Annotated in this window: 20 protein-coding genes; 10 read left to right on the forward strand and 10 right to left on the reverse strand. The window is 68.5% G+C overall.

The features are described 5' to 3' along the window. The 3 genes from L0H79_RS07380 to L0H79_RS07390 form a co-directional block, all read left to right on the forward strand. On the forward strand, positions 1-3,423 hold a 3,423-nt coding region (locus tag L0H79_RS07380), incomplete at its 5' end, for a multifunctional oxoglutarate decarboxylase/oxoglutarate dehydrogenase thiamine pyrophosphate-binding subunit/dihydrolipoyllysine-residue succinyltransferase subunit (protein ID WP_301483944.1). 90 nt (positions 3,424-3,513) lie between these two features. Next, entirely contained in the window at positions 3,514-3,690 is a 177-nt protein-coding gene (locus tag L0H79_RS07385) for a DUF6104 family protein (protein WP_301483946.1), read from the forward strand. Positions 3,691-3,693: 3 nt separating this feature from the next. Further along, complete coding sequence (locus L0H79_RS07390) at positions 3,694-4,464, forward strand: GDSL-type esterase/lipase family protein (RefSeq protein ID WP_301483947.1); 771 nt, start codon at positions 3,694-3,696, stop codon at positions 4,462-4,464. On the opposite strand, the gene L0H79_RS07395 is transcribed toward L0H79_RS07390, so the two are convergent. After that, the gene (locus tag L0H79_RS07395; protein WP_301483948.1) at positions 4,457-4,876 is read right to left on the reverse strand and encodes a hypothetical protein; all 420 of its coding nucleotides are present in this window, start codon (positions 4,874-4,876) and stop codon (positions 4,457-4,459) included. The two genes, L0H79_RS07390 and L0H79_RS07395, sit on opposite strands and share 8 nt — an antisense overlap. 334 nt (positions 4,877-5,210) lie before the next feature. On the opposite strand from L0H79_RS07395, the gene L0H79_RS07400 reads away from it, so the two are divergent. Continuing rightward, entirely contained in the window at positions 5,211-5,459 is a 249-nt protein-coding gene (locus L0H79_RS07400) for a WhiB family transcriptional regulator (protein WP_301483949.1), read from the forward strand. A 49-nt stretch (positions 5,460-5,508) separates the two neighbouring features. Here L0H79_RS07400 and L0H79_RS07405 read toward each other — a convergent pair whose 3' ends face one another. Beyond that, positions 5,509-6,984 (reverse strand): sensor histidine kinase, encoded by a 1,476-nt coding sequence (locus tag L0H79_RS07405; protein WP_301483950.1) that lies wholly within the window; start codon positions 6,982-6,984, stop codon positions 5,509-5,511. A 22-nt stretch (positions 6,985-7,006) separates the two neighbouring features. Beyond that, entirely contained in the window at positions 7,007-12,022 is a 5,016-nt protein-coding gene (locus L0H79_RS07410) for an NAD-glutamate dehydrogenase (RefSeq protein ID WP_301483951.1), read from the reverse strand. Positions 12,023-12,174: 152 nt separating this feature from the next. On the opposite strand from L0H79_RS07410, the gene L0H79_RS07415 reads away from it, so the two are divergent. From L0H79_RS07415 to L0H79_RS07425, 3 genes are all read left to right on the forward strand, one after another. Then, the gene (locus tag L0H79_RS07415) at positions 12,175-12,438 is read left to right on the forward strand and encodes a hypothetical protein (RefSeq protein ID WP_301483953.1); all 264 of its coding nucleotides are present in this window, start codon (positions 12,175-12,177) and stop codon (positions 12,436-12,438) included. After that, positions 12,435-12,926 carry a hypothetical protein gene (locus L0H79_RS07420; protein ID WP_301483954.1) on the forward strand — a complete coding sequence of 164 codons (492 nt, stop codon included), beginning with the start codon at positions 12,435-12,437 and terminating at the stop codon, positions 12,924-12,926. Before L0H79_RS07415 ends, L0H79_RS07420 begins: the two co-directional genes overlap by 4 nt. A gap of 313 nt (positions 12,927-13,239) precedes the next feature. Next, a complete protein-coding gene (locus L0H79_RS07425; RefSeq protein ID WP_301483955.1) occupies positions 13,240-13,737 on the forward strand; it encodes a DUF2505 domain-containing protein in 498 nt (165 codons plus the stop codon). Positions 13,738-13,851: 114 nt separating this feature from the next. Here L0H79_RS07425 and L0H79_RS07430 read toward each other — a convergent pair whose 3' ends face one another. The 6 genes from L0H79_RS07430 to L0H79_RS07455 all read right to left on the reverse strand — a co-directional run bounded on the left by L0H79_RS07430 (position 13,852) and on the right by L0H79_RS07455 (position 19,084). Further along, positions 13,852-14,259 carry a DUF4870 domain-containing protein gene (locus L0H79_RS07430; protein WP_301483957.1) on the reverse strand — a complete coding sequence of 136 codons (408 nt, stop codon included), beginning with the start codon at positions 14,257-14,259 and terminating at the stop codon, positions 13,852-13,854. A 101-nt stretch (positions 14,260-14,360) separates the two neighbouring features. After that, entirely contained in the window at positions 14,361-15,068 is a 708-nt protein-coding gene (locus L0H79_RS07435; RefSeq protein ID WP_301483958.1) for an SGNH/GDSL hydrolase family protein, read from the reverse strand. Between the two features lie 84 nt (positions 15,069-15,152). Next, complete coding sequence (locus tag L0H79_RS07440) at positions 15,153-15,617, reverse strand: hypothetical protein (RefSeq protein ID WP_301483959.1); 465 nt, start codon at positions 15,615-15,617, stop codon at positions 15,153-15,155. Then, positions 15,617-17,038: a wax ester/triacylglycerol synthase family O-acyltransferase gene (locus L0H79_RS07445; RefSeq protein WP_301483960.1), complete on the reverse strand. Its 1,422-nt coding sequence runs from the start codon at positions 17,036-17,038 to the stop codon at positions 15,617-15,619. The genes L0H79_RS07440 and L0H79_RS07445 overlap by 1 nt, the downstream gene beginning before the upstream one ends. Positions 17,039-17,126: 88 nt before the next feature. After that, positions 17,127-18,494, reverse strand: coding sequence for a hypothetical protein (locus tag L0H79_RS07450; RefSeq protein WP_301483961.1), 1,368 nt, complete (start codon positions 18,492-18,494; stop codon positions 17,127-17,129). Next, positions 18,491-19,084, reverse strand: a complete 594-nt coding sequence (locus L0H79_RS07455) for a hypothetical protein (protein WP_301483962.1) — start codon at positions 19,082-19,084, stop codon at positions 18,491-18,493. The genes L0H79_RS07450 and L0H79_RS07455 overlap by 4 nt, the downstream gene beginning before the upstream one ends. Positions 19,085-19,413: 329 nt before the next feature. Here L0H79_RS07455 and L0H79_RS07460 point away from each other — a divergent pair, with 329 nt between their 5' ends. Further along, complete coding sequence (locus tag L0H79_RS07460; protein WP_301483971.1) at positions 19,414-19,644, forward strand: helix-turn-helix domain-containing protein; 231 nt, start codon at positions 19,414-19,416, stop codon at positions 19,642-19,644. 21 nt (positions 19,645-19,665) lie between these two features. Here the strand turns inward: L0H79_RS07460 and L0H79_RS07465 are convergent, their stop codons facing one another. Then, on the reverse strand, positions 19,666-20,214 hold the full coding sequence (locus L0H79_RS07465; protein ID WP_301483963.1) for a hypothetical protein: 549 nt from the start codon (positions 20,212-20,214) through the stop codon (positions 19,666-19,668). 114 nt (positions 20,215-20,328) lie between these two features. Between L0H79_RS07465 and L0H79_RS07470 the strand changes: the two genes are divergently transcribed. Beyond that, positions 20,329-21,213, forward strand: a complete 885-nt coding sequence (locus tag L0H79_RS07470; RefSeq protein ID WP_301483964.1) for a LysM peptidoglycan-binding domain-containing protein — start codon at positions 20,329-20,331, stop codon at positions 21,211-21,213. Further along, positions 21,210-21,713 carry an Rv3235 family protein gene (locus L0H79_RS07475; RefSeq protein ID WP_301483965.1) on the forward strand — a complete coding sequence of 168 codons (504 nt, stop codon included), beginning with the start codon at positions 21,210-21,212 and terminating at the stop codon, positions 21,711-21,713. The genes L0H79_RS07470 and L0H79_RS07475 overlap by 4 nt, the downstream gene beginning before the upstream one ends. The last annotated feature ends 63 nt before the right edge of the window (positions 21,714-21,776 follow it).

Consider the following 21,776-nt stretch of genomic DNA (forward strand, 5'->3'; position numbering starts at 1 on the left):
TCAGCCCCACTCGCCGACGGCGACGTCGTCCACCCGCTGCGCGGGGCACCGGCACGCGTCGTGACGAACATGAACGCCTCCCTGGAGGTGCCCACCGCGACGAGCGTGCGTAGCGTGCCGGCCAAGCTGCTCATCGACAACCGGGTCGTCGTCAACAACCACCTTGCGCGCAGCCGTGGCGGCAAGGTCTCCTTCACGCACTTCATCGGCTACGCCATGGTCAAGGCCCTGGCCCAGATGCCGGTGATGAACCACAGCTTCACCGAGAAGGACGGCAGGCCGGCCGTCCTCGAGCCGGCCCATGTGAACTTCGGTCTCGCCATCGACATCAAGAAGGACGACGGCAGCCGCACGCTCGTCGTCCCCTCGATCAAGGGCGCCGAGAAGCTGGACTTCGTGCACTTCTGGGCCGCCTACGAGGACATCGTCCGCAAGGCCCGCGGCAACAAGCTGACGGTCGAGGACTTCCAGGGCACGACGATCTCGCTGACGAACCCGGGCGGGATCGGCACGGTTCACTCCGTGCCGCGGCTCATGCAGGGTCAGGGCACGATCATCGGCGTCGGCGCTCTCGAGTACCCTGCCGAGTGGCAAGGCGCGAGCAACGAGACGCTGAACCGCAACGCGGTCAGCAAGATCCTCACGCTGACCTCGACCTACGACCATCGGATCATCCAGGGCGCCCAGAGCGGGGACTTCCTGCGGATCATCCATCAGCTCCTCCTGGGCGCGGACGGCTTCTACGACGAGATCTTCGCCTCGCTGCGGATCCCGTACGAGCCGGTCCGCTGGATCCAGGACATCGACTCCTCGCACGACGACGACATCAACAAGGTCGCGCGTGTCCAGGAGCTCATCCACGCCTACCGTGTGCGCGGGCACCTCATGGCCGACACCGACCCGCTGGAGTACAAGCAGCGTCAGCACCCGGATCTCGACGTCACCACGCACGGCCTGACCCTGTGGGACCTCGACCGGACGTTCGCGACGGGGGGGTTCGGTGGGGCACCGTTCCTGAAGCTGCGCAAGATCCTCGGCATCCTGCGTGACTCGTACTGCCGCACCGTCGGCATCGAGTACATGCACATCCAGGACCCCGAGCAACGGCGGTGGATCCAGGACCAGGTCGAGGTCCCCTACAAGAAGGTCACGAGCGACGAGCAGATGCGCATCCTGCGTCGGCTCAACGCGGCCGAGGCGTTCGAGACGTTCCTGCAGACGAAGTTCGTCGGGCAGAAGCGTTTCTCGCTCGAAGGCGGCGAGTCGGTCATCGCCCTGCTCGACCGCGTCCTCTGCCGGGCCGCAGCCGACGGGCTCGACGAGGTCTGTGTCGGCATGCCGCACCGCGGGCGCCTCAACGTCCTGGCCAATCTCGCCGGCAAGTCCTACGGCCAGATCTTCCGGGAGTTCGAGGGCACCCAGGAGCCGGGGTCCGTCCAGGGATCGGGCGACGTGAAGTACCACCTCGGCACGGAGGGGAAGTTCGTCGCCGAGGACGGTTCGATGACGAAGGTCTACCTGGCGGCGAACCCGTCCCACCTCGAGGCGGTCAACCCCGTCCTCGAGGGCATCGTCCGGGCCAAGCAGGACCGGCTCAACCTTGCCGGTGAGGACTTCACAGTGCTGCCAGTGCTGCTCCACGGCGACGCAGCATTCGCGGGTCAGGGTGTCGTCGCGGAGACGCTGAACCTCTCGCAGCTACGTGGCTACCGCACGGGTGGCACGGTTCACGTCGTGATCAACAACCAGGTCGGCTTCACGACCTCACCGAGCTCGTCGCGCTCGTCGGTGTACTCGACCGACGTGGCTCGGATGATCCAGGCACCGATCTTCCACGTCAACGGTGACGACCCCGAGGCCTGCGTGCGGGTGGCCGAGCTCGCCTACGAGTTCCGGCAGACCTTCAACAAGGATGTCGTCGTCGACATGGTGTGCTACCGCCGTCGCGGCCACAACGAGGGCGACGACCCGTCGATGACCCAGCCGCTGATGTACCGCCTCATCGAGGCCAAGCGATCGGTCCGCAAGCTCTACACCGAGGCCCTCGTCGGTCGTGGCGACATCGGCGTCGAGGACGCCGCGGCCGCCCTACGGGACTACCAACAGCAGCTCGAGCGCGTGTTCGTCGAGACGCGCGAGGCGACGAAGCAGCAGCAACCGCTGTCCAAGGGCGACGACTCGGACGCGCCCGACAACGCGGGTCTCGAGAAGCCGACCGCCCAGGTGCTCGATGACCGTGCGCCGATGCGCTCCTCGACGCACACCGGCGTGCCGGTGGAGGAGATCGTCAAGATCGGCGAGGCCTTCAACCGCCCGCCTGCCGGCTTCACGATCCACCCGAAGCTCGGGCAGCTCATGGAGCGACGCGTGCGGATGGTCCACGAGGGCGGCATCGACTGGCCCATGGCCGAGCTGCTCGCCTTCGGCACCATGCTCAAGGAGGGCACCCCGGTCCGCCTCGCCGGACAGGACACCCGCCGCGGCACGTTCGTGCAGCGGCACGCGGTCCTGATCGACAAGAACACCGGAGACGAGTGGACGCCGCTGCTCTACCTGGGCGAGGGACAGGCTCGCTTCTGGATCTACGACTCCCTGCTGTCCGAGTATGCGGCCATGGGCTTCGAGTACGGCTACTCGGTCGAGCGCCCCGACGCCCTCGTACTGTGGGAGGCCCAGTTCGGAGACTTCGCCAACGGCGCCCAGACCATCGTCGACGAGTTCATCAGCAGCTCGGAGCAGAAGTGGGGCCAGCACTCCTCGGTGGTCCTGCTGCTGCCGCACGGCTACGAGGGGCAGGGACCGGACCACTCCTCGGCTCGGATCGAGCGCTACCTGCAGATGTGCGCCGAGAACAACATGACGGTCGCCTACCCGTCGACGGCGGCGTCATACTTCCACCTGCTGCGTCGGCAGGCCTACGCCCGCCCACGGGTGCCTCTCATCGTCTTCACCCCGAAGTCGATGCTGCGCAGCCACGCGGCGGCGAGCCCCGTCGAGGCCTTCACGCAGGGCGGGTTCCAACCGGTCCTGCCCGATAGCCGACCGGCCTCCGAGCAGGTCGACCGGGTCCTGCTGTGCTCCGGCAAGATCGTGCACGAGCTCGACTCAGAGCGTGAGAAGCGCGGCGATGACAAGCTCGCGATCATCAGGGTCGAACGTCTCTACCCGATCCCCCTCGAGGAGATCCGGGACGCCGTGTCCGGCTACCCCAACGCTGAGCTGGTCTGGGTGCAGGACGAGCCACGCAACCAGGGCGCCTGGCCGCTCATGGCCCAGTGGCTCCACGAGGACCTCAGCCTGCTCGGGGAGAGCCGTCTCGTCCAGATCGTGGCCCGCAGGGCCTCGGCGTCGCCGGCGACGGGTTCCTCGAAGCAGCACAAGGCTGAGCAGGCCGAGCTGATGGACCGGGCCTTCACTCGCTGACGAGGACGTGTCGTGCTGTCGAAGGCTCCGGTGCGCCGCCGCGCGTCGGACCTCCCGCGGGCCGTCGGGCGCACGCGATAGCCTCCAGTCGTGTACTTCACCGATCGTGGCATCGAGGAGCTCACAGCCCGGCGTGGCGAGGAAGAGGTCACCCTCGTGTGGCTCGCCGACCAGCTTCGCACGTTCGTCGACCTCAACCCCGAGTTCGAGGTGCCGGTCGACCGCCTCGCCACGTGGCTGGCCCGACTGGACGAGGACGAGGACTGAGCAGTGACGAGCGAGCAGACACCCCATCCCGACGGTCCGTCGTTCGGGGTCGGCCCGGCGTACCCGTCCCAGCACGTGCAGTTCACGGACAGCAACCGCCGTCAGACGCCCGCCGAACGGACTGCCCCGCCCGCAGAGAAGACGTTCTTCAACCCCAGCGTCGACGCCACGGTGTCGGATGGAGTGCGTGATGTCGGGATCGTCTTCCTGGGCGCCTCGCAGACTGCTGGTTACGGCGACCCGAAGGGCCTCGGCTGGGTGGGCCGGGTCGTGGCCCGGACGCAACATCCCGACCTCGACCTCACGGCCTACAACCTGGGCGTACGGGGCGATACATCGGCCGACGTGGTGGCACGCTGGGCGGCCGAGTGCCACCCACGTTGGAGAGGCCGCACCGAGAAGCGGCTCGTGCTGTCCGTGGGGCTGAACGACCTGGTCACCGGCGTCACGATGGCTCGGTCACGGCTCAACTTGGCCAATATCCTCGATGAGGCGAAGAGTGCCGGCATCGCGGTCTTCGTGGTGGGGCTCACCCCGACCCTCGACCCCGAGGTCAACCGCAAGGTCGAGGCCCTGGCCCTGGCCCAGGCCGACGTCTGTGGCCGCCGCAGCGTGACCTACGTCGACTGCTTCCGCCCCCTCGTCGGCCACGACCAGTGGACGGCCGACCTCGCCGCCAGCCCCGATCTCGCGCATCCCGGCCAGGCCGGCTACGGGCTCATCGCATGGCTCGTCCTGCACAACGGATGGAACGACTGGCTGCAGATCAGCTGACCTCGTCAGCGTCCCGACCGACCGAGCCGGGCTGACCGGCCTTGACCGCCCCGACCAGCCCGGCCAGAGCCAGCGCCGCCACCAGCGCACCGATCGCGTTGCGGCCCGCATCGTGGAGGGACCACGCGACCGGGACGAGCAGGGCGTTCCACAGGATCGTCGGAGTACGCGGCCATCCGGCACCGCGCAACCAGGCACGGCCGAGCAGGGTGCCGGCGATCGCGAAGACGAGGATCAGCCCACCGAGAGTGCCGGCCCTCACCATGTCGTCGGTGGCACCACTGGTCATCTCGTAGAGAAAGAAGGCGAAGAACCCCAGCAGTGTGAGGCCCTGCACGATCATCACGAGAGCGGCCACCCGACGTGCCGTGACGGCCGAGCCGCCGTGCTGGTCCAGGTCCTCGGCTTCCACGCCCCCAGCGTACGTCGTGGCCGGTGGACGGCCCGAACCGTGCAGGCCGTACCGCCTGTGGCTGGCACCGGCGGCCTGGTCGGTGTGAGTTGCCTCCCACCTACTGGCTGCACCGACATACCGAGTTCTCCCACCTGTTGACTCCCCTATTGAGTATGGCCCGATCTGGCGGCACACTTGGTTCTCGGAACGCGTACGGAGGCTTCGTGCGCGTTTGCGTTGGGCAGGGACAGGCCCCGCTCGACGACGATCTCGGCTCCGACAACGACGCTGGCGCCCCAACTGCACCTCCTCGGCCCGATGGTGCCCACACTGACGAAGGAGCACGATCCATATGGACTGGCGCGACCGCGCTGCCTGCCTCGATGTCGACCCGGAGCTGTTCTTCCCGATCGGGAACACGGGTCCGGCGCTCGCTCAGATCGAGGAGGCCAAGGCGGTCTGCCGAACGTGCCCGGTCATCGACATCTGCCTCAAGTTCGCGTTGGAGACTGGTCAGGACGCCGGAGTCTGGGGCGGTCTGTCCGAAGACGAGCGGCGTGCGCTGAAGCGGCGCAACGCCCGGGCACGACGCGCCGGCTGACCGTCGCGAAACGAGTCCGGCGAGCCCCTCTTGCCGAGTTCCCTGTGCCTCAGTCCAGGGCCCGCAGGCTCGCGGTGAACTGGACCTTGGTGCCATGGGGTCGGGCGGGCTCCCAGGTGATCCTGCCCTGCAGATCAGCCACGAGCGACTGGACGATCTGGGTCCCGAGGCCGGAGCCGGGCGGCCGTGCCCGGTCGATACCCTGACCGTCGTCCTCGACGGCGACCGCGACCATCGGCCGACCCCGGTCGTCGCAGGTTCGCTCCGCCCGCACCGTGACCAGACCGCCACGATCTCCCAGACCGTGCTCGACCGCATTCTGGACGAGCTCACTGACGATCATCGCCAGCGACGTGGCGTCTTCGGCGCGGAGCCGCCCGAAGCTGCCGCGGAGCTCAGCCCTGACATCAGCCCCGTTCGCTGCGACGTCGACGACCGCGCGCAGCCCACGCTCGGCCACGGGGTCGAAGTCGACGGTCTCGTCGAACCCCTGGCTCAGCTGGTCGTGCACCATCGCTATCGTCCCGACCCGCCGTTCGGCCTCCTCCAGGGCCGCCTTGGCCGGACCCTCCTGAACCCGTCTCGCCTGCAGGCGCAGCAGTGCCGCGACCGACTGCAGGTTGTTCTTGACGCGATGGTGTATCTCGCGGATCGTCGCATCCTTCGTCATGAGCTCGCGCTCGCGCCGCCGCAGCTCTCCCACATCCCGCAGCAGCACGATCGCACCGAACCGTTGTCCGGACTCGGTGAGGGGAATCGCCCGCATCGAGACAGCCGTGCCGCCGGCCACGACCTCGGTGCGCCACGGTTGCCGGCCCGTCACGACCAGCGCAAGACCTTCGTCGACGAGGTAGGTCTCGCGGAGGTTGTCGGTCACGATCTGGGCGAGGCTTGCGCCGACAACCTCACCGTGGTGCCCGATGCGATGAAGCGCCGAGACAGCGTTCGGACTCGCATAGGTCACCACACCGTCGACATCGAGGCGCAGCACACCATCGCCCACCCGCGGTGCGCCCCGCCGGCCGCCCGTCGGCGCTCCGGCATGTGGGAACTCGCCCCCCGCGACCATCCGGCACAGCGCATCCGCCGTGGCGAGGTAGGTGATCTCGAGCCTGCTCGGGGTGCGCGTCGTCCAGAGGTTGGTGTGCCTGGTCATGACGGCAACGACGTGGCCATCTCGGACCACGGGGATGAACTCCTCGCGGATCGTCACATCTGGACCGTCGGATGGCTGACGGGCGCGGACGATCCGACGGTTTGCCGCGGCGTCGCCCAGCAGCTGGCTCACCCGTCCGGGGTCGGCGACCCGGCTGACCTGGTCCTCGACGAAGACGAGCTGGCCGGTGGTGGGTCGAACATGGGCGACGGTCTCCCATGCCGCATCGACCGAGCGGACCCAGAGCACGAGGTCAGCGAAGGAGAGGTCCGCGATCAGCTGCCAGTCACCAACGAGCAGGTGCAGCCACTCGACGTCCGTGTCGGGCAGGACGGTCCTGGCGCGCAGGAGCTCGGACAGCGTGGCCACACCCAGAGCCTAGGTGCTGGGCCTAGGTGCTGGCCGGTGCCACCCCCTTCGCCGCCCCTTGCCCCGAGTCGCTCTCGGCGCCACCGGCCGCGTCCGCGGTGGTCGCCGCGGCACTACCCGCCGCGGAGACACCACCAGCGGGACGGGTCACGGTGCGCAGGGTGCGCAGCGCCACCGAAAGGGCGGCGATACCCGGGTGGGACATGCGGTGGATTGCGGCCAGGGACGTCTGCGCACGGCGTAGCACCTCGTCGTTGAGCTCGAACCACTGTTGGACCCGATGATCGGGCGAAGCCCCCTTGTGGCTGACGTCGAGCGCCGCCTGAGTCAGAGCGCCGAGCACCGAGTAGAGGTCATCCCGCAGCGCGCCGCGGGCCAGCGCATCCCAACGGTTCTCGCGCGGCAGGTTCGAGACGCGGGACAGCATCTCGTCGATCGAGAACCGCTCCGAGAGCCGGAAGTAGGTCCCGACGACATCACCGAGTTCGTTGCCGGTCTGCGCGGCCATCTCGATGCAGTCGAGCAACGAGTAACGATCGAGCAGCGACGCCGCATACAGGGCCAGGTCCGCGGGGACACCCATGGCTTCGAACTCGGCGGCCCGGCGCAGCAACCGCTCGCGCTCGCTGCCCTGGAGCAGCTCGGACATCCGGGCTCCGTACTCCTGCACTCCCGGCCTGAACCGATCAACCTGGGTGGCGATGTTGAACTGACCCGGCCGGTTCGTCAGGAACCAGCGAACGGCCCGGTCGAGCAGGCGGCGGAACTCGAGGTACAGCACGGTCTGCGCCGAGGTCGACACGGCGTTGTCGGTCGCCTCGACCGCTCGGACGAAGGCGGGAAGGTCGAAGATCTCGCGACAGACCACGTACGCTCGCGCGACATCGTCAGCGCTGGCGCCGGTCTCCTCGGCGGCACGGAAGGCAAACGTGATCCCGCCACGGTTGACCATGGAGTTGACCACGGAGTTGGTGATGATCTCGCGGCGCAGGGGATGCACGTCGATGGCCGCCGCGTACTGCTGGCGCAGCGGAGGCGGGAAGTAGTCGTGCAGCGTCTCGGCGAAGAACGGGTCGTCGGGCAGCGACGAGGCGCCCACCTCGCCCTTCAGGTAGAGCTTCGTATAGGCCACGAGGACCGCGAACTCGGGCGACACGAGACCGAGCCCAGCCTTCTGGCGCCGCGCGATCTCGACATCCGTCGGGAGGAACTCGAGCGCGCGGTCGAGGTCGCCGTGCTCGGTGAGGAACTGGATGAGCCGCTCGTGCACGGTCAACATCACATGCTGCTGCGCTCGGGCGTTGCCGAGCAGGACGTTCTGCTCGTAGTTGTCACGCAGGACCCGCGCCGCGACCTCGTCGGTCATCGACGCGAGCAGCTCGTTGCGTCGCTCCAGTGAGAGCTCGCCACTGCGGATGGGACCGCCCAGGGCGATCTTGATGTTGACCTCGTGGTCCGAGGTGTCGACCCCGGCCGAGTTGTCGATGGCGTCGGTGTTGACGCGGATCCCCGCGAGGTCCGCCTCGATCCGTCCGAGCTGGCTCATGCCCAGGTTGCCACCCTCACCGACCACCTTGCAGCGCAGGTCGGCACCGTTGATGCGGATGCTGTCGTTGGCCCGGTCGCCGATCTGGCCATTGGTTTCCGAAGACGACTTGACGTAGGTGCCGATGCCGCCGTTCCAGAGCAGGTCGACGGGGGCGGAGAGAACCGCCTGCATGAGCTCGGCGGGGGTGAGAGCGGTCGTGTCCTCGGGCAGCCCCAAGGCCGTCGCCATCTGGCTCGAGACGGGCACGGACTTGGCTGACCGCTCGAAGACGCCACCGCCCTCGGAGATCAGGTCACGGTTGTAGTCGCGCCAGGACGAGCCGGCGAGCTCGAACAGCCGGCGCCGCTCGGGGAACGAGCTCGCCGCATCGGGCTGCGGATCGACAAAGATGTTGCGGTGGTCGAACGCGGCAACGAGCCGGATGTGCTCGGACAGCAGCATCCCGTTGCCGAAGACGTCACCGCTCATGTCACCGACGCCGACGACGGTGAAGTCCTCGGTCTGGGTGTCGTGGCCCATCTCACGGAAGTGCCGCTTCACCGACTCCCAGGCACCTCGCGCGGTGATGCCCATCCCCTTGTGGTCATAACCGGCCGACCCTCCCGAAGCGAAGGCGTCGTGGAGCCAGTAGCCGTAGTCGGCAGACCTGCCGTTGGCGATGTCGGAGAACTTGGCCGTGCCTTTGTCGGCGGCGACGACGAGGTAGGTGTCATCCTCGTCGTGCCGGACGACCAGTGGTGGTGGCACTGGCGACCCGTCGACGAGGTTGTCCGTGACGTCGAGCATGCCGGAGATGAACACCTTGTAGGACGCGATGCCCTCCTGGAGCCAGGCCGCCCGGTCCGCCGTGGGGTTGGGCAGCTGTTTGGCGTAGAAACCGCCCTTGGAGCCGGTCGGCACGATGACCGCGTTCTTGACCATCTGGGCCTTGACGAGGCCGAGGACCTCGGTGCGGAAATCCTCGCGGCGGTCGGACCAGCGGAGCCCGCCTCGGGCGACCTTGCCGAACCGCAGGTGCACACCCTCGACCTGCGGGCTGTAGACCCAGATCTCGAACATCGGCCGCGGTGCCGGCAGGCCTGAGATCGCCTTCGGGTTGAGCTTGAGGGAAACGTACGGCTTGGGCTGGCCGTCCTCGTCGACCTGGAAGTAGTTCGTGCGAAGGCTGCCAAGGATGATGCCCAGGAACGCTCGGATGATGCGGTCCTGATCGAGGCTCGCGACGTCCGTCAGCCCCTCCTTGATCCGGGCGACGATGGCGTCCTCGCGCTCTTCGCGCTGCTCACGCCCCTGCTCGTCATCGCCGAAGGCCTCGGGGTCGAAGCGAGTCTCGAAGAGCTCGACCAGGTCTCGGGCGATGCCGGCATTGGCCACCAGCGCGGCCTCGACATAGTCCTGCGAGAAAGTCGACCCGGTCTGGCGTTGGTACTTGGCCAAGGTGCGGATGACGACGACCTGTCGCCACGTGAGGTCACCGGCCAGCACGAGGGCATTGAACCCATCGGACTCGACGACGCCGTCCCACACCGCTCGTACGGCCGACTCGAAGTGGGCGCTGATCTCGTCGCGCCGCGCCCCGGTGCCCCAGAGCGCCTCGTCGGTTGCCCGCAAACCGAAGTCGTAGATGTACAGGCGCGGCTCGTTCGCAAAGCGGAGCTGGTAGGGCCGTTCGTCGGTAACCTCGAGGCCCAGGTCGGTGAACATGGGCAGGGCGTCGGTCAGCGACAGCTCCGCTCGGCGATAAAGCTTGAAGCGGCGCTCGGTCGAGGCGCACGAGGCATCGTCGTAGAGATGGAGTGCGGTCGCCTCCACTGCCTCGCCGAGGGCGTCGATGCGTTCGAGGTCGCGCGCAGCCGTGACCACGTCGAAGTCTTCCTTGTATGCCTCGGGCAGCGCCTTGGCGTAGGTGGCCATGGTTTGCGCGCTGCCCTCAGGCCCCCGCTCAGCGAGGAGCACCTCGGACAGGTCCTCGTCCCAGGTGCGGGTCGCGTCGATGACGCGCTGTTCGACGGCGGCCACGTCGACGTCCGGGATCTCCTGGTCGGGCGACATCCGGACGACATAGTGCAACTGCGCCAGGCTCGACTCCGTCACCCTGGTTGTGAAGTCGATCGTCTGACCATCGAGGGCCCGGAGGAGGATCGCTTCGATCCGGAGCCGGACCGCGGTGTTGTAGCGGTCGCGGGGCAGGTAGACGAGGCATGAGACGAACCGGCCGAAGTCGTCACGCCGCAGGAACAGCTTGGTCTTGCGGCGTTCCTGCAGGTGCACGACGGTTGTGGCGATGTCGGCCAGCTGATCTGCGCTGGTCTGGAACAGCTCGTCGCGCGGGTAGGTCTCGAGGATCTGCACGACGTCCTTGCCGCTGTGGCTGTCCGCCGCCAGTCCGGTCAGGCGGAGCACCTCCCGGGACCGGGTGTCGAGGAGGGGGATGTCCTGGATCGTGTCGTGATAGGCCGCGGACGCGTACAGCCCGAGGAACCGCTGCTCACCGATGCAGGTCCCCGAGTCGTCGAACCGCTTGATGGAGACGTAGTCGAGGTAGGCGTCCCGGTGAACGGTGGCGCGCGAATTGGCCTTGGTGATGATCAGGATCGTCGAGTCTCGGGCCAGCCGGCTCGCCGTCGACGTCAGCACGTGACCCGCCGCCCCGGGTCGGTCGTAGCGCAGGACGCCGAGCCCGGTGCCCGGGACCGAGCGGGACACGTCCCGTCCGTCCTCGTGGTGGAGCGAGTACTCCCGGTAGCCGAGGAAGGTGAAGTTGTTGTTGGCGAGCCACTTCAGGAAGCGGCCCGTCTCAGGCGCCTCCTGTGGGTCGGTCCCCGCGGGTGGGGACGCCTCGAGCTCGGCCGCGATGCCCAGCGCGTGGGCCTGCATCTTGGGCCAGTCCTCGACGACCTCCCGCACCTCGTCGAGAACCTCGCGCAGTCGCGTCTCGACCTCCGCCAGAGCAGCCTTCGGCAGTCGGTCGATCTCAAGGTACATCCACGACTCGTGCGTCACGGCGGCCGCGGCGGTCTCCCGCTCGAGGGTGTCGGTCAGGACGTCCTCCAGCTGGCCGGTCACCGATCGCCGGACCGAGATCTGGGGGTGCATGATGATGTGCACACCCCGGTCGAAGCCGCCGAGAGCGATGAGCACCGAGTCGACGAGGAAGGGCATGTCGTCGGTGACGATCTGGATGACGGTCAGCGCGCTGTCCCACCCGTCGCGCGCCGCCTCGGGGTTGAGGACTCTCACGTTGGTCGTTCCGAGCGTGCGATCAGCCGCCAGTCGGCGCTGAGATGCGGCGATCGCCGACAGCTCCGCCGGCGGGCGGGTCAGCAGGTCCTCGGTGGCGACGTGTCGGTAGAAGGCCTTGAGATAGTCGCCGCGGTCCGACACCTGGGCTCCCCCCTCGCCGGGGGCGGAGCGGCCGTTACTCGGCAGGGGCGAGGCCGCAGCGGCCTCGAGGATGTCTTTACGAGAGCTGTCGAGTGACACTGACATGTCGGCGATCGATTCCTTCGCGAGCTAGCCGTGCCGGCACGTCCTTGTGCCCGGCATCATCGCGAGCCTAGCCCTGACTGAACAGAATGTCGGAATCGACCTCGGTGGAGAACTTCTCGGTGGCCCGCGCCGACCCGTCTAGAGTGGAGGGCATGGGCAGTGCAGGCGGTGCGCGGCAGGTGCCGCCACGAGCTGCTCGGGCTCTCGCCGACGGCCGGTCCCTGACCCGTGATCTGGCCGCGGACCTGCTCACACACCTTCCGGAGCTCGGCAGCGCGAAGGCGCAGCGCCACCTCGACACCTGGGTCGAGCAGGCGGCTGAGACCCTGCTCGCGCTGTCTGAGGTGCTCGAGGAGAGGCTCCTGGACCTCGGCAGCACCGTCGACACCGGGGGTCGGCCGGTGGTGCACCGATGACGTCCCAGACCGCTGACCCCGCGTCCACATCAGCGTTGGGTGGGGCACTGCGAGCCCAAGCCCTGGCCCTCGCGGACCTGCTCGAGCGGCTGGGCGAGCCGGCCACCCACCGCCGTAACACGTCCGGGTACGCGACTGGCTTCGAACGCGACCTGGTCGCGGCCGCCGCGGCTCAGCTCGACCGGATCGGGGCGGTCCTCCAGGGCCTCGCCACGAGCGACGTCGAACGCGCGGCGCGCCGTCGCGGCCTGCACGAGGAGGCCGGACGCCACGAGCTCGACATCGAGGGGCCACGCGTGTACGAGCGCCCGGGCCCCAGCAGGGTCGACCCCAGCGTCCGGACCCGCGCGCGCCCGCGGGTCCAGGAGCTGCTGAACCGTGTCGCGGCGTCTCAGGGCCGCGATCTCGCCTCTTTCTGTCGCGAGCTCGAGGCTTCCACAGCCGCGCTGCGGTCGATCTCCGAACGGGCCCGCCGAGGCACCGACTGAGCTGAGCCAGTCCTTCCGATCGAGCGTGCACTACTTCCCATCGAGCGTGCACTACTTCCCATCGACCGTGCACTCCTTCCGATCGACCGTGCACTACTTCCGATCGACCGTGCACTCCTTCCCATCGACCGTGCACTCCTTCCCATCGACCGTGCACTCCTTCCCATCGACCGTGCACTGGTTCTGCACTGTCGATCCATACAGCTGCACTGTCGATCGAGGCAGAAGACCCAGAACGCATATGGGCACCGTCGCCCCCACGGCCCCGCAAACCTGCCCGGGGTGCCCCGGTGCTGTGCAATAGCGTGTCCCCATGAAAATCTCCGAGACCCTCGACTACCCTGCGGAGCCAGATGTGGTGTTCGCGATGCTCACCGACGAGCGCTTCCAGGCGCGCAAGTGCGAGGAAGCCGGAGCGCTGGCGCATGACGTCGCCGTGACCCAGGTCGGCGGGGGGAGCCGGGTCGTGACGCGCCGAGAGCTGCCCACGGAGAACCTGCCCGACTTCGCCAAGTCGCTGATCGGTCCGCGTCTGGTGATCACGGAGACCTATGAGTGGGAGGCCCTGAACGGCGACGGCTCACGCCCCGGCGACCTCACGATCGAGCTTGGCGGAGCACCGGTCACCATGAGGGCTGGGATCGTCCTCGCACCCGTTGGGACTGGCACGCAGCTGCACATCGACGGCACGCTCAAGGCGTCGGTGCCCCTGATCGGCCGCAAGATCGAGAAGAGCGCGGCGCCGGCCATCATCGACGGCATCCGTAGTGACGGGACCCTGGGACGCGTCTGGTTGTCCGAACAGCGCTAAGCCCCCTACCCGGACGCCCTCGGTCGCTGCCTCAGCCCATCACCCCCGGCTGAGCCGGCGGCCTCTCCGGTCCTCCTGGCCTGCCGGGGCTCCGGTGATCCCGGCGCGCCGAGGTCAGCGCAGCAGGCCGATCGTCCACGGGTACCGGTAGAGCTCACCTTTCCAGGCACGTACCGCGCCGAGCAGGTGGAACACGATGCTGCCGACGAAGACCGCGAGCCAAAGAAGCAGGGCGACGGGGATGCCGAGGACGGTGATGAAGAAGATCCAGCCCACGATGGTCGCGACCCAGAGCAGGATGTTGAAGTTGAAGGCATTTGCCGCTGACCGGCGCACGAAGTCGCTTCGACCCCGACCGTAGAGGTAGACGACTAGTGGGCCGAGGAAGGAGAGCCATCCGGCGGACAGGATGGCAGCGATGAAGGCTGAGGCGTGTGCCAGGGCCGCCCAGGTCCGCTCGTCCTCGGCGCGCATGACGGGGCCGACGTGGGTGCTGGGCCGAGACAGTGGGTTAGAGGTCATGTCTCGATTCTCGGCCGCCGACCTCCGCGGCGCCATCATGGTCGACCCTGACCGCGCCCTGATCCACCCCTGAGCCGGCACCCGGGCGAGGCGTTCATCGGTCAGGGTGCGGAGGCGACAGCGCCTTCGAGGCGCAGCGAGCACACTGCGCTGTCGGGGTCGAGGACGCCGAGCCGCTCGAACAACGCCAGCGCGAGCGCATGCTGGCCCCGGGCGTTGGGATGGACCGTGTCGTCGAGCCACTCGGCCATGACCGGCTCTCGTGTGGTCGCCTCGCGCCATACCTCAGCGTGGTCGACCAGAGGGACGCCGAGCTCTCTGGCGACTGACCGCACTTCGGCCGCGTAGACGGCGACCGTCTCGGGGTCGCGCTGGTCTCCCGCATCGACCGGCGGTGGGGTCTGGAGAATGACCGTCGCACCGAGGTCCCGAGACCGTCCCACGAGTTGGCCAAGGTCGTACCGGAAGGCACGGGACCCGCCCTCACGCTCGACGAGAGCGTCGTTCGTGCCGTACATGGCGAGAACGACGTCGGGAGCGAATCTGCCTATCCGCCAGTGGAACTCATCGAGCACATCGGCAACCGTGGCCCCGTCGACAGCTGAGTTGATGATGGCGTCCCGATCTCGGCCCAGCTCACCGCACAGCCGCTCGGCGAAGTGTTCGACGAAGTTGCGTCGACCGCGCGTATGGCCAACTCCCCGCGTGATGCTGTCGCCCACAAAGACCCACGTCAGGGGCGGGCCAGCCAGCATCCCGGCCAACCGTGCGGCATCGCGCTGCTCGTACTGCTCGGCGGTGAAGTCCATGGCCAGAAACGTAACAAGGGGTCGAGGGGTCGCGGGGGATCTTGATCAGGGGATGGGACGGTACTGCATCGGGCCCTTCCGGTGCTACCGAGTGTGGTCCGGCCCGGGGAAGAACCGGACGACTTCACGCAGCTCGGTGACGTCATACCAGAGCAGAGAGCCGGCCTCGTCGGGTGCGGCTGCCGGGTGCTGGCCGGCCTCATCGACGTGAAGGGAGGCAATCCTCGAGACGGGCAGGTCCGCCACGAGGAGTATGGCGCTCAGCGGCGTGCCATCACCCGGCTGCAGGGCCTCGGGGTCGACGTCGGCCGCGATGACGAGGCGCCGGTCACGGCGATGCAGGCGCAGGCCGCCGGCGGCCGCGACGGCGTCGACGAAAGCGGCGTACTCCAAGCCCTCCTCATCGAGCCCGGGGGACTGCGCCGTCAGTTCGTCGGTCACCGCGAAGGCCTCGACGGGTGCGTCGAGGCTCGCGGGGAGCGCCCCTCTGCCGGCGAGGTCACCCAGCCTCGCGCCTCCAAGCGGCACATAGACTCGCACGACGGGCATCACGTCTCCGGCCCGCTCACCAGCTCGGCCAGCGAGTCCACGATCGACTGCGCCAGCACATCGACGTCGGGCATCGCATCGCGGTCAGCATTGAGACCGTAGTACACGCCGCCGTTGTACGAGGTGATGCCGATGGAAAGGGCCTGTCCCTTCGCAAGCGGCATGACCGGATAGGTCGAGAGCATCTCGGCCTCTCCCGCGTAGAGCGGGCTCTGCGGCCCCGGGACATTGGTGATCATGACGTTGTAGATCCGGCGGGACATGGCCGAGCCCAGCCGAGCACCGAGGGCGTGCAAGGTGGGCGGCGCAAAGCCCGCGAGATTCGCCAGCGCGGTGGCACCCACGGCTTGGCCGGCCTCCATCTGCTGGCGCATCGCGAAGGCGATCTGGTGCAGGCGCATCGATGCGCCCGGCTCGCCCACCGGCAGGTTGACGACGCAGGCCATGACCTGGTTGGCGTACATCCCGCTCGGGTCGTCACCGTAGATGCTCACCGGGACCATGGCTCGCACGACAGTGGCAGTGCCCACCGCCTCGCCGCGGTTGAGCAGCCACGTGCGGAAACCACCAGCGATGGTTGCGAGGACGACGTCGTTGATGCTGACGTCCTCGGTGTAGGCACCGCGACCGAGTCTGGTCCGCACGCGCCGGTAGTCCGCGAGGTCGGTCGCAACGTCGACCCACCGCCGGGCCGTCCCGATCTCCGCGTTCAGCGGTGACTCCGGAGCCGGGCGGGCGGCCGTCCGAGCCACGGTCGAGACCAGCGAGCCGGCCGACTCTGCGGCCCGCATGCCGACGGCGAGCGCATCCTGTACGCCACCCCGGACGAGGTCGACGACCTGCGCCGGACGTCGCACGGCATCCACGACCGCCTCCGCGACAAGCTCCACGCTGCCCGGGGACCGACGTGCCTCCCAGGTCTCCACGTCATCCTCGGCGCCGGTCCCCGACGTCGAGTCGACGATCAGGTGGGCGATGTCGAGCGCGTGGACGCCGTCGATGATGGCCTGATGGGTCTTTGTGACGACGGCGAACCGGTTCCGTTCGAGTCCCTCGACCAGGTAGACCTCCCAGAGGGGACGCGACCGGTCGAGCCTGCGCGGCTGGACCCGCGCCACGAAGTCCTGCAGCTGGCGTTCGGTGCCCGGGCGCGGTAGGCCGGTGCGCCGTACGTGATAGCCGATGTCGAAGTGCTCGTCGTCGACCCAGACCGGATTGGCGATCCGACCCGGCACGTCACGCACCTTCTGCCGGAAGCGTGGGATGGCACCGATCCGACGCCCGATGATGCCGACGAGCTGGTCGTAGTCGAAGCCCTCCGCAGGGGGCTGGAAGACCATGACGGAGCCGACGTGCATCGCCGTGGTGCCCTCCTCGAGATAGAGGAACGAGGCGTCGAGCGAGGTCAGCCGGTCAGACATGTTCTCACTGTGCCAGAGCCAACGCACCGAGCAGACCGATCCGACCCCCTTGCCCCGCCGGGAACCCGTCGCGGCCCGATCGGCACAGTCAGCTACCCATCGCAGGTACCCGGCGGCGGAAAGGCCAGGTGGACTGCTGCGCGGATCGTCGGGCCGTGCTCGGCGCAACGGCGGAGGCCATTTCGCCAACGGCCCGCCTGAGCGCGGACTCGGGAGAGTGCTCCACGATGGTCCTTCCGGCGAGCAGGGCACCGTCGGCCGCGGCCGGGTCGTCCGGGAGGAAGAAGACGTCTGCCAGGCCCGCGAAGCGCTCGAGCGAGGCACTGATGCGCGATCGCGGGTCGGTCCCGACGGCGGAGGCCCGGACCCGGTTGATGACGGGTCGCGGGGCACCCGAGGGCACGCTGCCGAGCTCCTGAATGCCGCGAACGAATCGCTGCAGTCCGACGGGGTCGGCCCCACCGACGGCGAGCACCTCGTCGGAGGCGGCCAGTGCGGTCAACGTGGCCTCGTTACGGCGCGGTGCCTGGGTGTCGTAGCTGAGCTCCTCGTCATCCTCGAGACAGAACCCACAGTCGACGATGACGTACTCCGCGAGGGAGCGGCTCACGGTCAGGACCCGATCGAGCGCCGCCGACCGGATCTCGGGCCAGCGGTCGGCCCTCGGCAGCCCGGTGAGCACCCGGAGTCCCGGCATCACCTCCGGTGCCACACGAGCCAACGCCACGAGGTCGAGGTCGCCATGTTCGGCGGCCCGGCATGCAGCGGCGATTCCGGGGGCCTCGTCGAGCAGCCCGAGGACCTGCGCGATGCAGCCACCGTAGGTGTCGGCGTCCACCAGGAGCACCGAACGCCCACGGCTCGCGAGCTCGGCACCCAGGGTTACGGCTACGGTGGTCCGTCCCGGCGAACCATGCGGACCCCATGCCGCGAGGATCCGGCCCGAGACCCGGTCATCGACACCGATCCCCGCTGCGGCACGGTCGGCGTCGCTGGTGGGCGCAGGGGTGGCGTCCGGTGAGCCGTCGGGGCGCCATCCGAGGCGGACAGCCTCCTGCGACAGCTGCTCGCAGTCGCCTGGGTCGTCCATCGCTGGAATCGCCGCGGCAGCGCTCCGGTCTCGCACGGCGTCCGCGAGAACCGGTCCCGAGGCGTCGGCGGGCAGCACGGTATCAACGCCGAGCTGGTGCAGCCGACGCTCGTCAGCATCGTCGCCGGACTGGTACAGCCCGACCACCCAGACGCCCTGTGCGTGCAAAGAGTCGATGACGCCGAGATCGAGGCCACGCAGGTCCGCCGAGACGATGGCGCAGTCACCGAGGCCAGCCGCAGTGACCGAGACGAGCTCGGCGACGTCGGCACATCGTCGTACGACCTTGATGTCCGTCAACGGCTCGAGCGTAGCCGCGACCGCTGCCTCCCACCGGTGGCTGAGCGCCGTGACGACCGAGCTCATGACCGGGCCCCCGCCTCCGTGCCGGGGACCGGCACGAGTGTGACCTTCGCACCACCATCGACCGCCTCGATCAGGTCCTGGACCTTGGCGCGGGGCACGAAGAGCTGCACCGATGTCGTCGCGGCGCTCCCAAAGCTGCCCGACGCTCCGAGCACGGCTGAGACCCCGACGCCCTCGAGGGCCCGGCGGGCCGTCGGCTTCGCCCCGTGCTCGCTGCCTGCTGCTACGTCGCTGAGGAAGACGTCGACGAGGCTGCCGCCCTTGAGGGTCGTCGCCGAGACCGCATCCACGTTCACCGTCACGAGCTGGACCTCGAGGTCCGTGCCGGGGCCGACCGAGCCTCGGGGTACGAGTTCCCCGGCGCGGATGTCGCGCAGCACGTACTGGTCGGGCCCGAGCTCGGCCCGAGCCGACAGGTATGGCGCCACGCCATCATCGAGCCGCACGTCCACGCGGGTGAGCGCGGACTCGTCCACCGGGTCGCCCGCCACGAGGTCGCGTGCCGCGACGTAGACGGGAACCCGGTCATCCATGCTGGCGACAAGACGCGCCCCGAGGGTGGCCGCAAGAAGCACGAGCAGAACGCCCACGACGAGACGGCTGTCGCGCCAGGAGGGTCGCCGAAGTCGCGCAGCGGTTGGTGTCGGTAACTTGTGCATCGTGCTCCCAGGAAAGTCCGGGCGGGTGACTCCCGCCCTGTCCGCGGGACACATCCTGCCTGAAATGACCCCAAACTGTCGCCCCGGTGGTCGTCCTGTGGACAACCGCCGTTCCAGGAGGCACCTCCCCTAGGATCGGAGCAGGTGAGAGCCACGGGGGATTCTGACCGCGTCGTGCAAAACGCAGACAATAGGTAAAGAGATGGTCAAGAATGTCCCAAGACACCGTCAAGATCCCTCCAGACACAGGAGCAGCAGTCGTGGCCCAGCGCTTCCTCCAACTCGCCGAGGTCTCCGAGATCCTCAACATCTCGTCAGCTCAGGCGTACGCCCTTGTCCGCTCAGGTGAGCTTCCCGCGATCAAGGTCGGCGGCCGGGGCCAATGGCGCGTCGAGGCGACGGAGTTGGAGAACTACATCCAGCGGATGTACACAGAGACCCGCACCTTCGTGAAGGCCCACCCTTTCGGAGTCGGTGCCGACGAGGAATGATGCCGCGGGACGTGACTCCGTTCACGGGCGCACGCGGCGCACCCACTCGATCGCCCGGAAGGGTACGACGTGAACGGCCGTCACATTTCGAGCACGCCTTGGCATGTCCGGGGCGTGCTCTGCCATCTCCAGATGATCAGAGCCCACCACGTCGATCGTGCCGACGAGCGGGACGCCGGCCGCCACGAGTTCCACCGCTGACCTGTCCCGGCTCACTGCCCTCAGGGCCGACCCCAGCCCGAAGCGCCTCGCGACGACGGAGGGCTCTACGACACCGCGAGCGGCTCCGACGATGGAAGCCACCGCCGCGGTGGCAACGAGGGCCGATCGCCGACCGGCGGTTTCGAGCAGCATCCAGTCCGGGCCGACGTCCCGAACGACACCGGTCAGGCTCCGGCTGACGAAACGGACCGTGACAGGGGATGTGCCCACCGATGCGAGCAATCGGGACTGGATGTCGATCTGGGCCCGTTCGTGGCGAGTCCGATCGGCCACCTCGGCCTCGCGCTGACGAATCACATCTGACTCCACCTGGGCGTCGAGGTCCTCGAAGAGCCGGTCCCACCGCATGTCAAGGCCTCCTTCGCAGTGCCTCCTTCGGCTCCGCTCTACCCCAGACAACCACATTCGTCCGTCGATGGTGTTGTCAAACGTAAGCAAACGATATTGAATAGCGTCATGTTCATGACGACCGGCTCATCCGCGGCAAGGCGCAGCCTCCTCCAGGGCGCGGCGATGATGACCCTGCTCACCAGCACCGGGGTGTTTCTGATCCATATCGTGCTCCTTCCGCTTGCGGGATCATCATGGCCGCTTGCCAACGGGCCGCGCCCCCGGCTTGAGGACGTGATCACCGGCCTGCTCGTGTGGGCATCTGTCGGGACGACTGCATGGCTGACACTGGGTACGCTGCTCGCGGCCCTGGCACTCGTGCCGGGCGTCGCTGGCCGCGGCGCCGGGCGCTGCGTCGATGCGCTGACTCCTGCCCTGCTGCGCCGCCTGCTCGCGTTCCTGCTGGGTACCGGACTCGGCACCGTGAGCCTGCCTTCGGGCCCGGCCACCGGCGCAGCATCAGCCGTCACGATCGCACAGGTTCAGGCCGGCCCGAACGACCGGGCCACGACGGACGGGTCCAGCTCACCGGATCCCGGCTTCGCGCCCAGTCCCGCTGCCACCATCCCCGTCGTTGCCAGCCCTCGTCGAACGAGCCCAGATCCTCTCTCACCCCGCTTCGCCCCGACCCGAGGCACCGCTGCAGAGCGGATGGCGCCATCCGACCCTCGATGGCGTCCATCGCGCCCCGTACGGGTCACCGACACCGGCGCGACCGGTCTGCTCGTCCCAACCCCCCGGGCTGCGCACTTCCCCGATGACGTCGTGACCGTCCGGCAGGGTGACTCGCTGTGGTCGCTGGCCGCGCGACAGCTCGGCCGCGACGCGAGCGACCGACAGATCGCCCTCGCCTGGCCTGAGTGGTACGCGCTCAACGTCCAGGTGATCGGCCCCGACCCGGACCTGATCCATCCCGGGCAGCAACTGCGCATCCCGACCCTTGGAGAGCACCGATGACGACCCGCCCCGTCCTCGTTCGTCCCGTCCCGGCCACCGAGCCACCCGTCATCTCGGCAGAAGAGGCCTACCGTCCCGTGGTTGCACAGCCCTACACGCAGGCGGCCCTCGCCCTCGACTTCACCTACAGCCCGGGCGATGACAGTGCACGACGCCTGACCCGGCGGAGCAAGCTACCGGACCCGCTCCCCTTCGTGGCGAAGATCGCCCAGGCCATCGTCGAGGTCATCACCGCACAACGGCCGGCGCCGCAGCTCATCCGACACACGTCACCAGCCATCTACTCCGGGCTGGCCCGGCGAGCGCTCGTGGCCGCGAAACGCCGACCAGGCGGTGCCCGGCGCCCGGCCATGGTCCGCCGAGTCCGGATCTGCGAGCCTGCAGACGGCATCGTTGAGGCGTGCGCCGTCGTCGTCGTGCACGGCAGGGTGCGGGCCCTTGCGCTCCGCCTCGAGGGTCTCGACGGCCGCTGGCTCGTCACGCAGCTCACCGTCGGCTGAGCACGCTTGTTCGACCACAGGGTGAGAATCGACCTAGCGAGTCCGGACGACGACGGGGTGAGG

The sequence above is a fragment of the Intrasporangium sp. genome (assembly GCF_030452765.1).
GTDB lineage: Bacteria > Actinomycetota > Actinomycetes > Actinomycetales > Dermatophilaceae > Intrasporangium_A.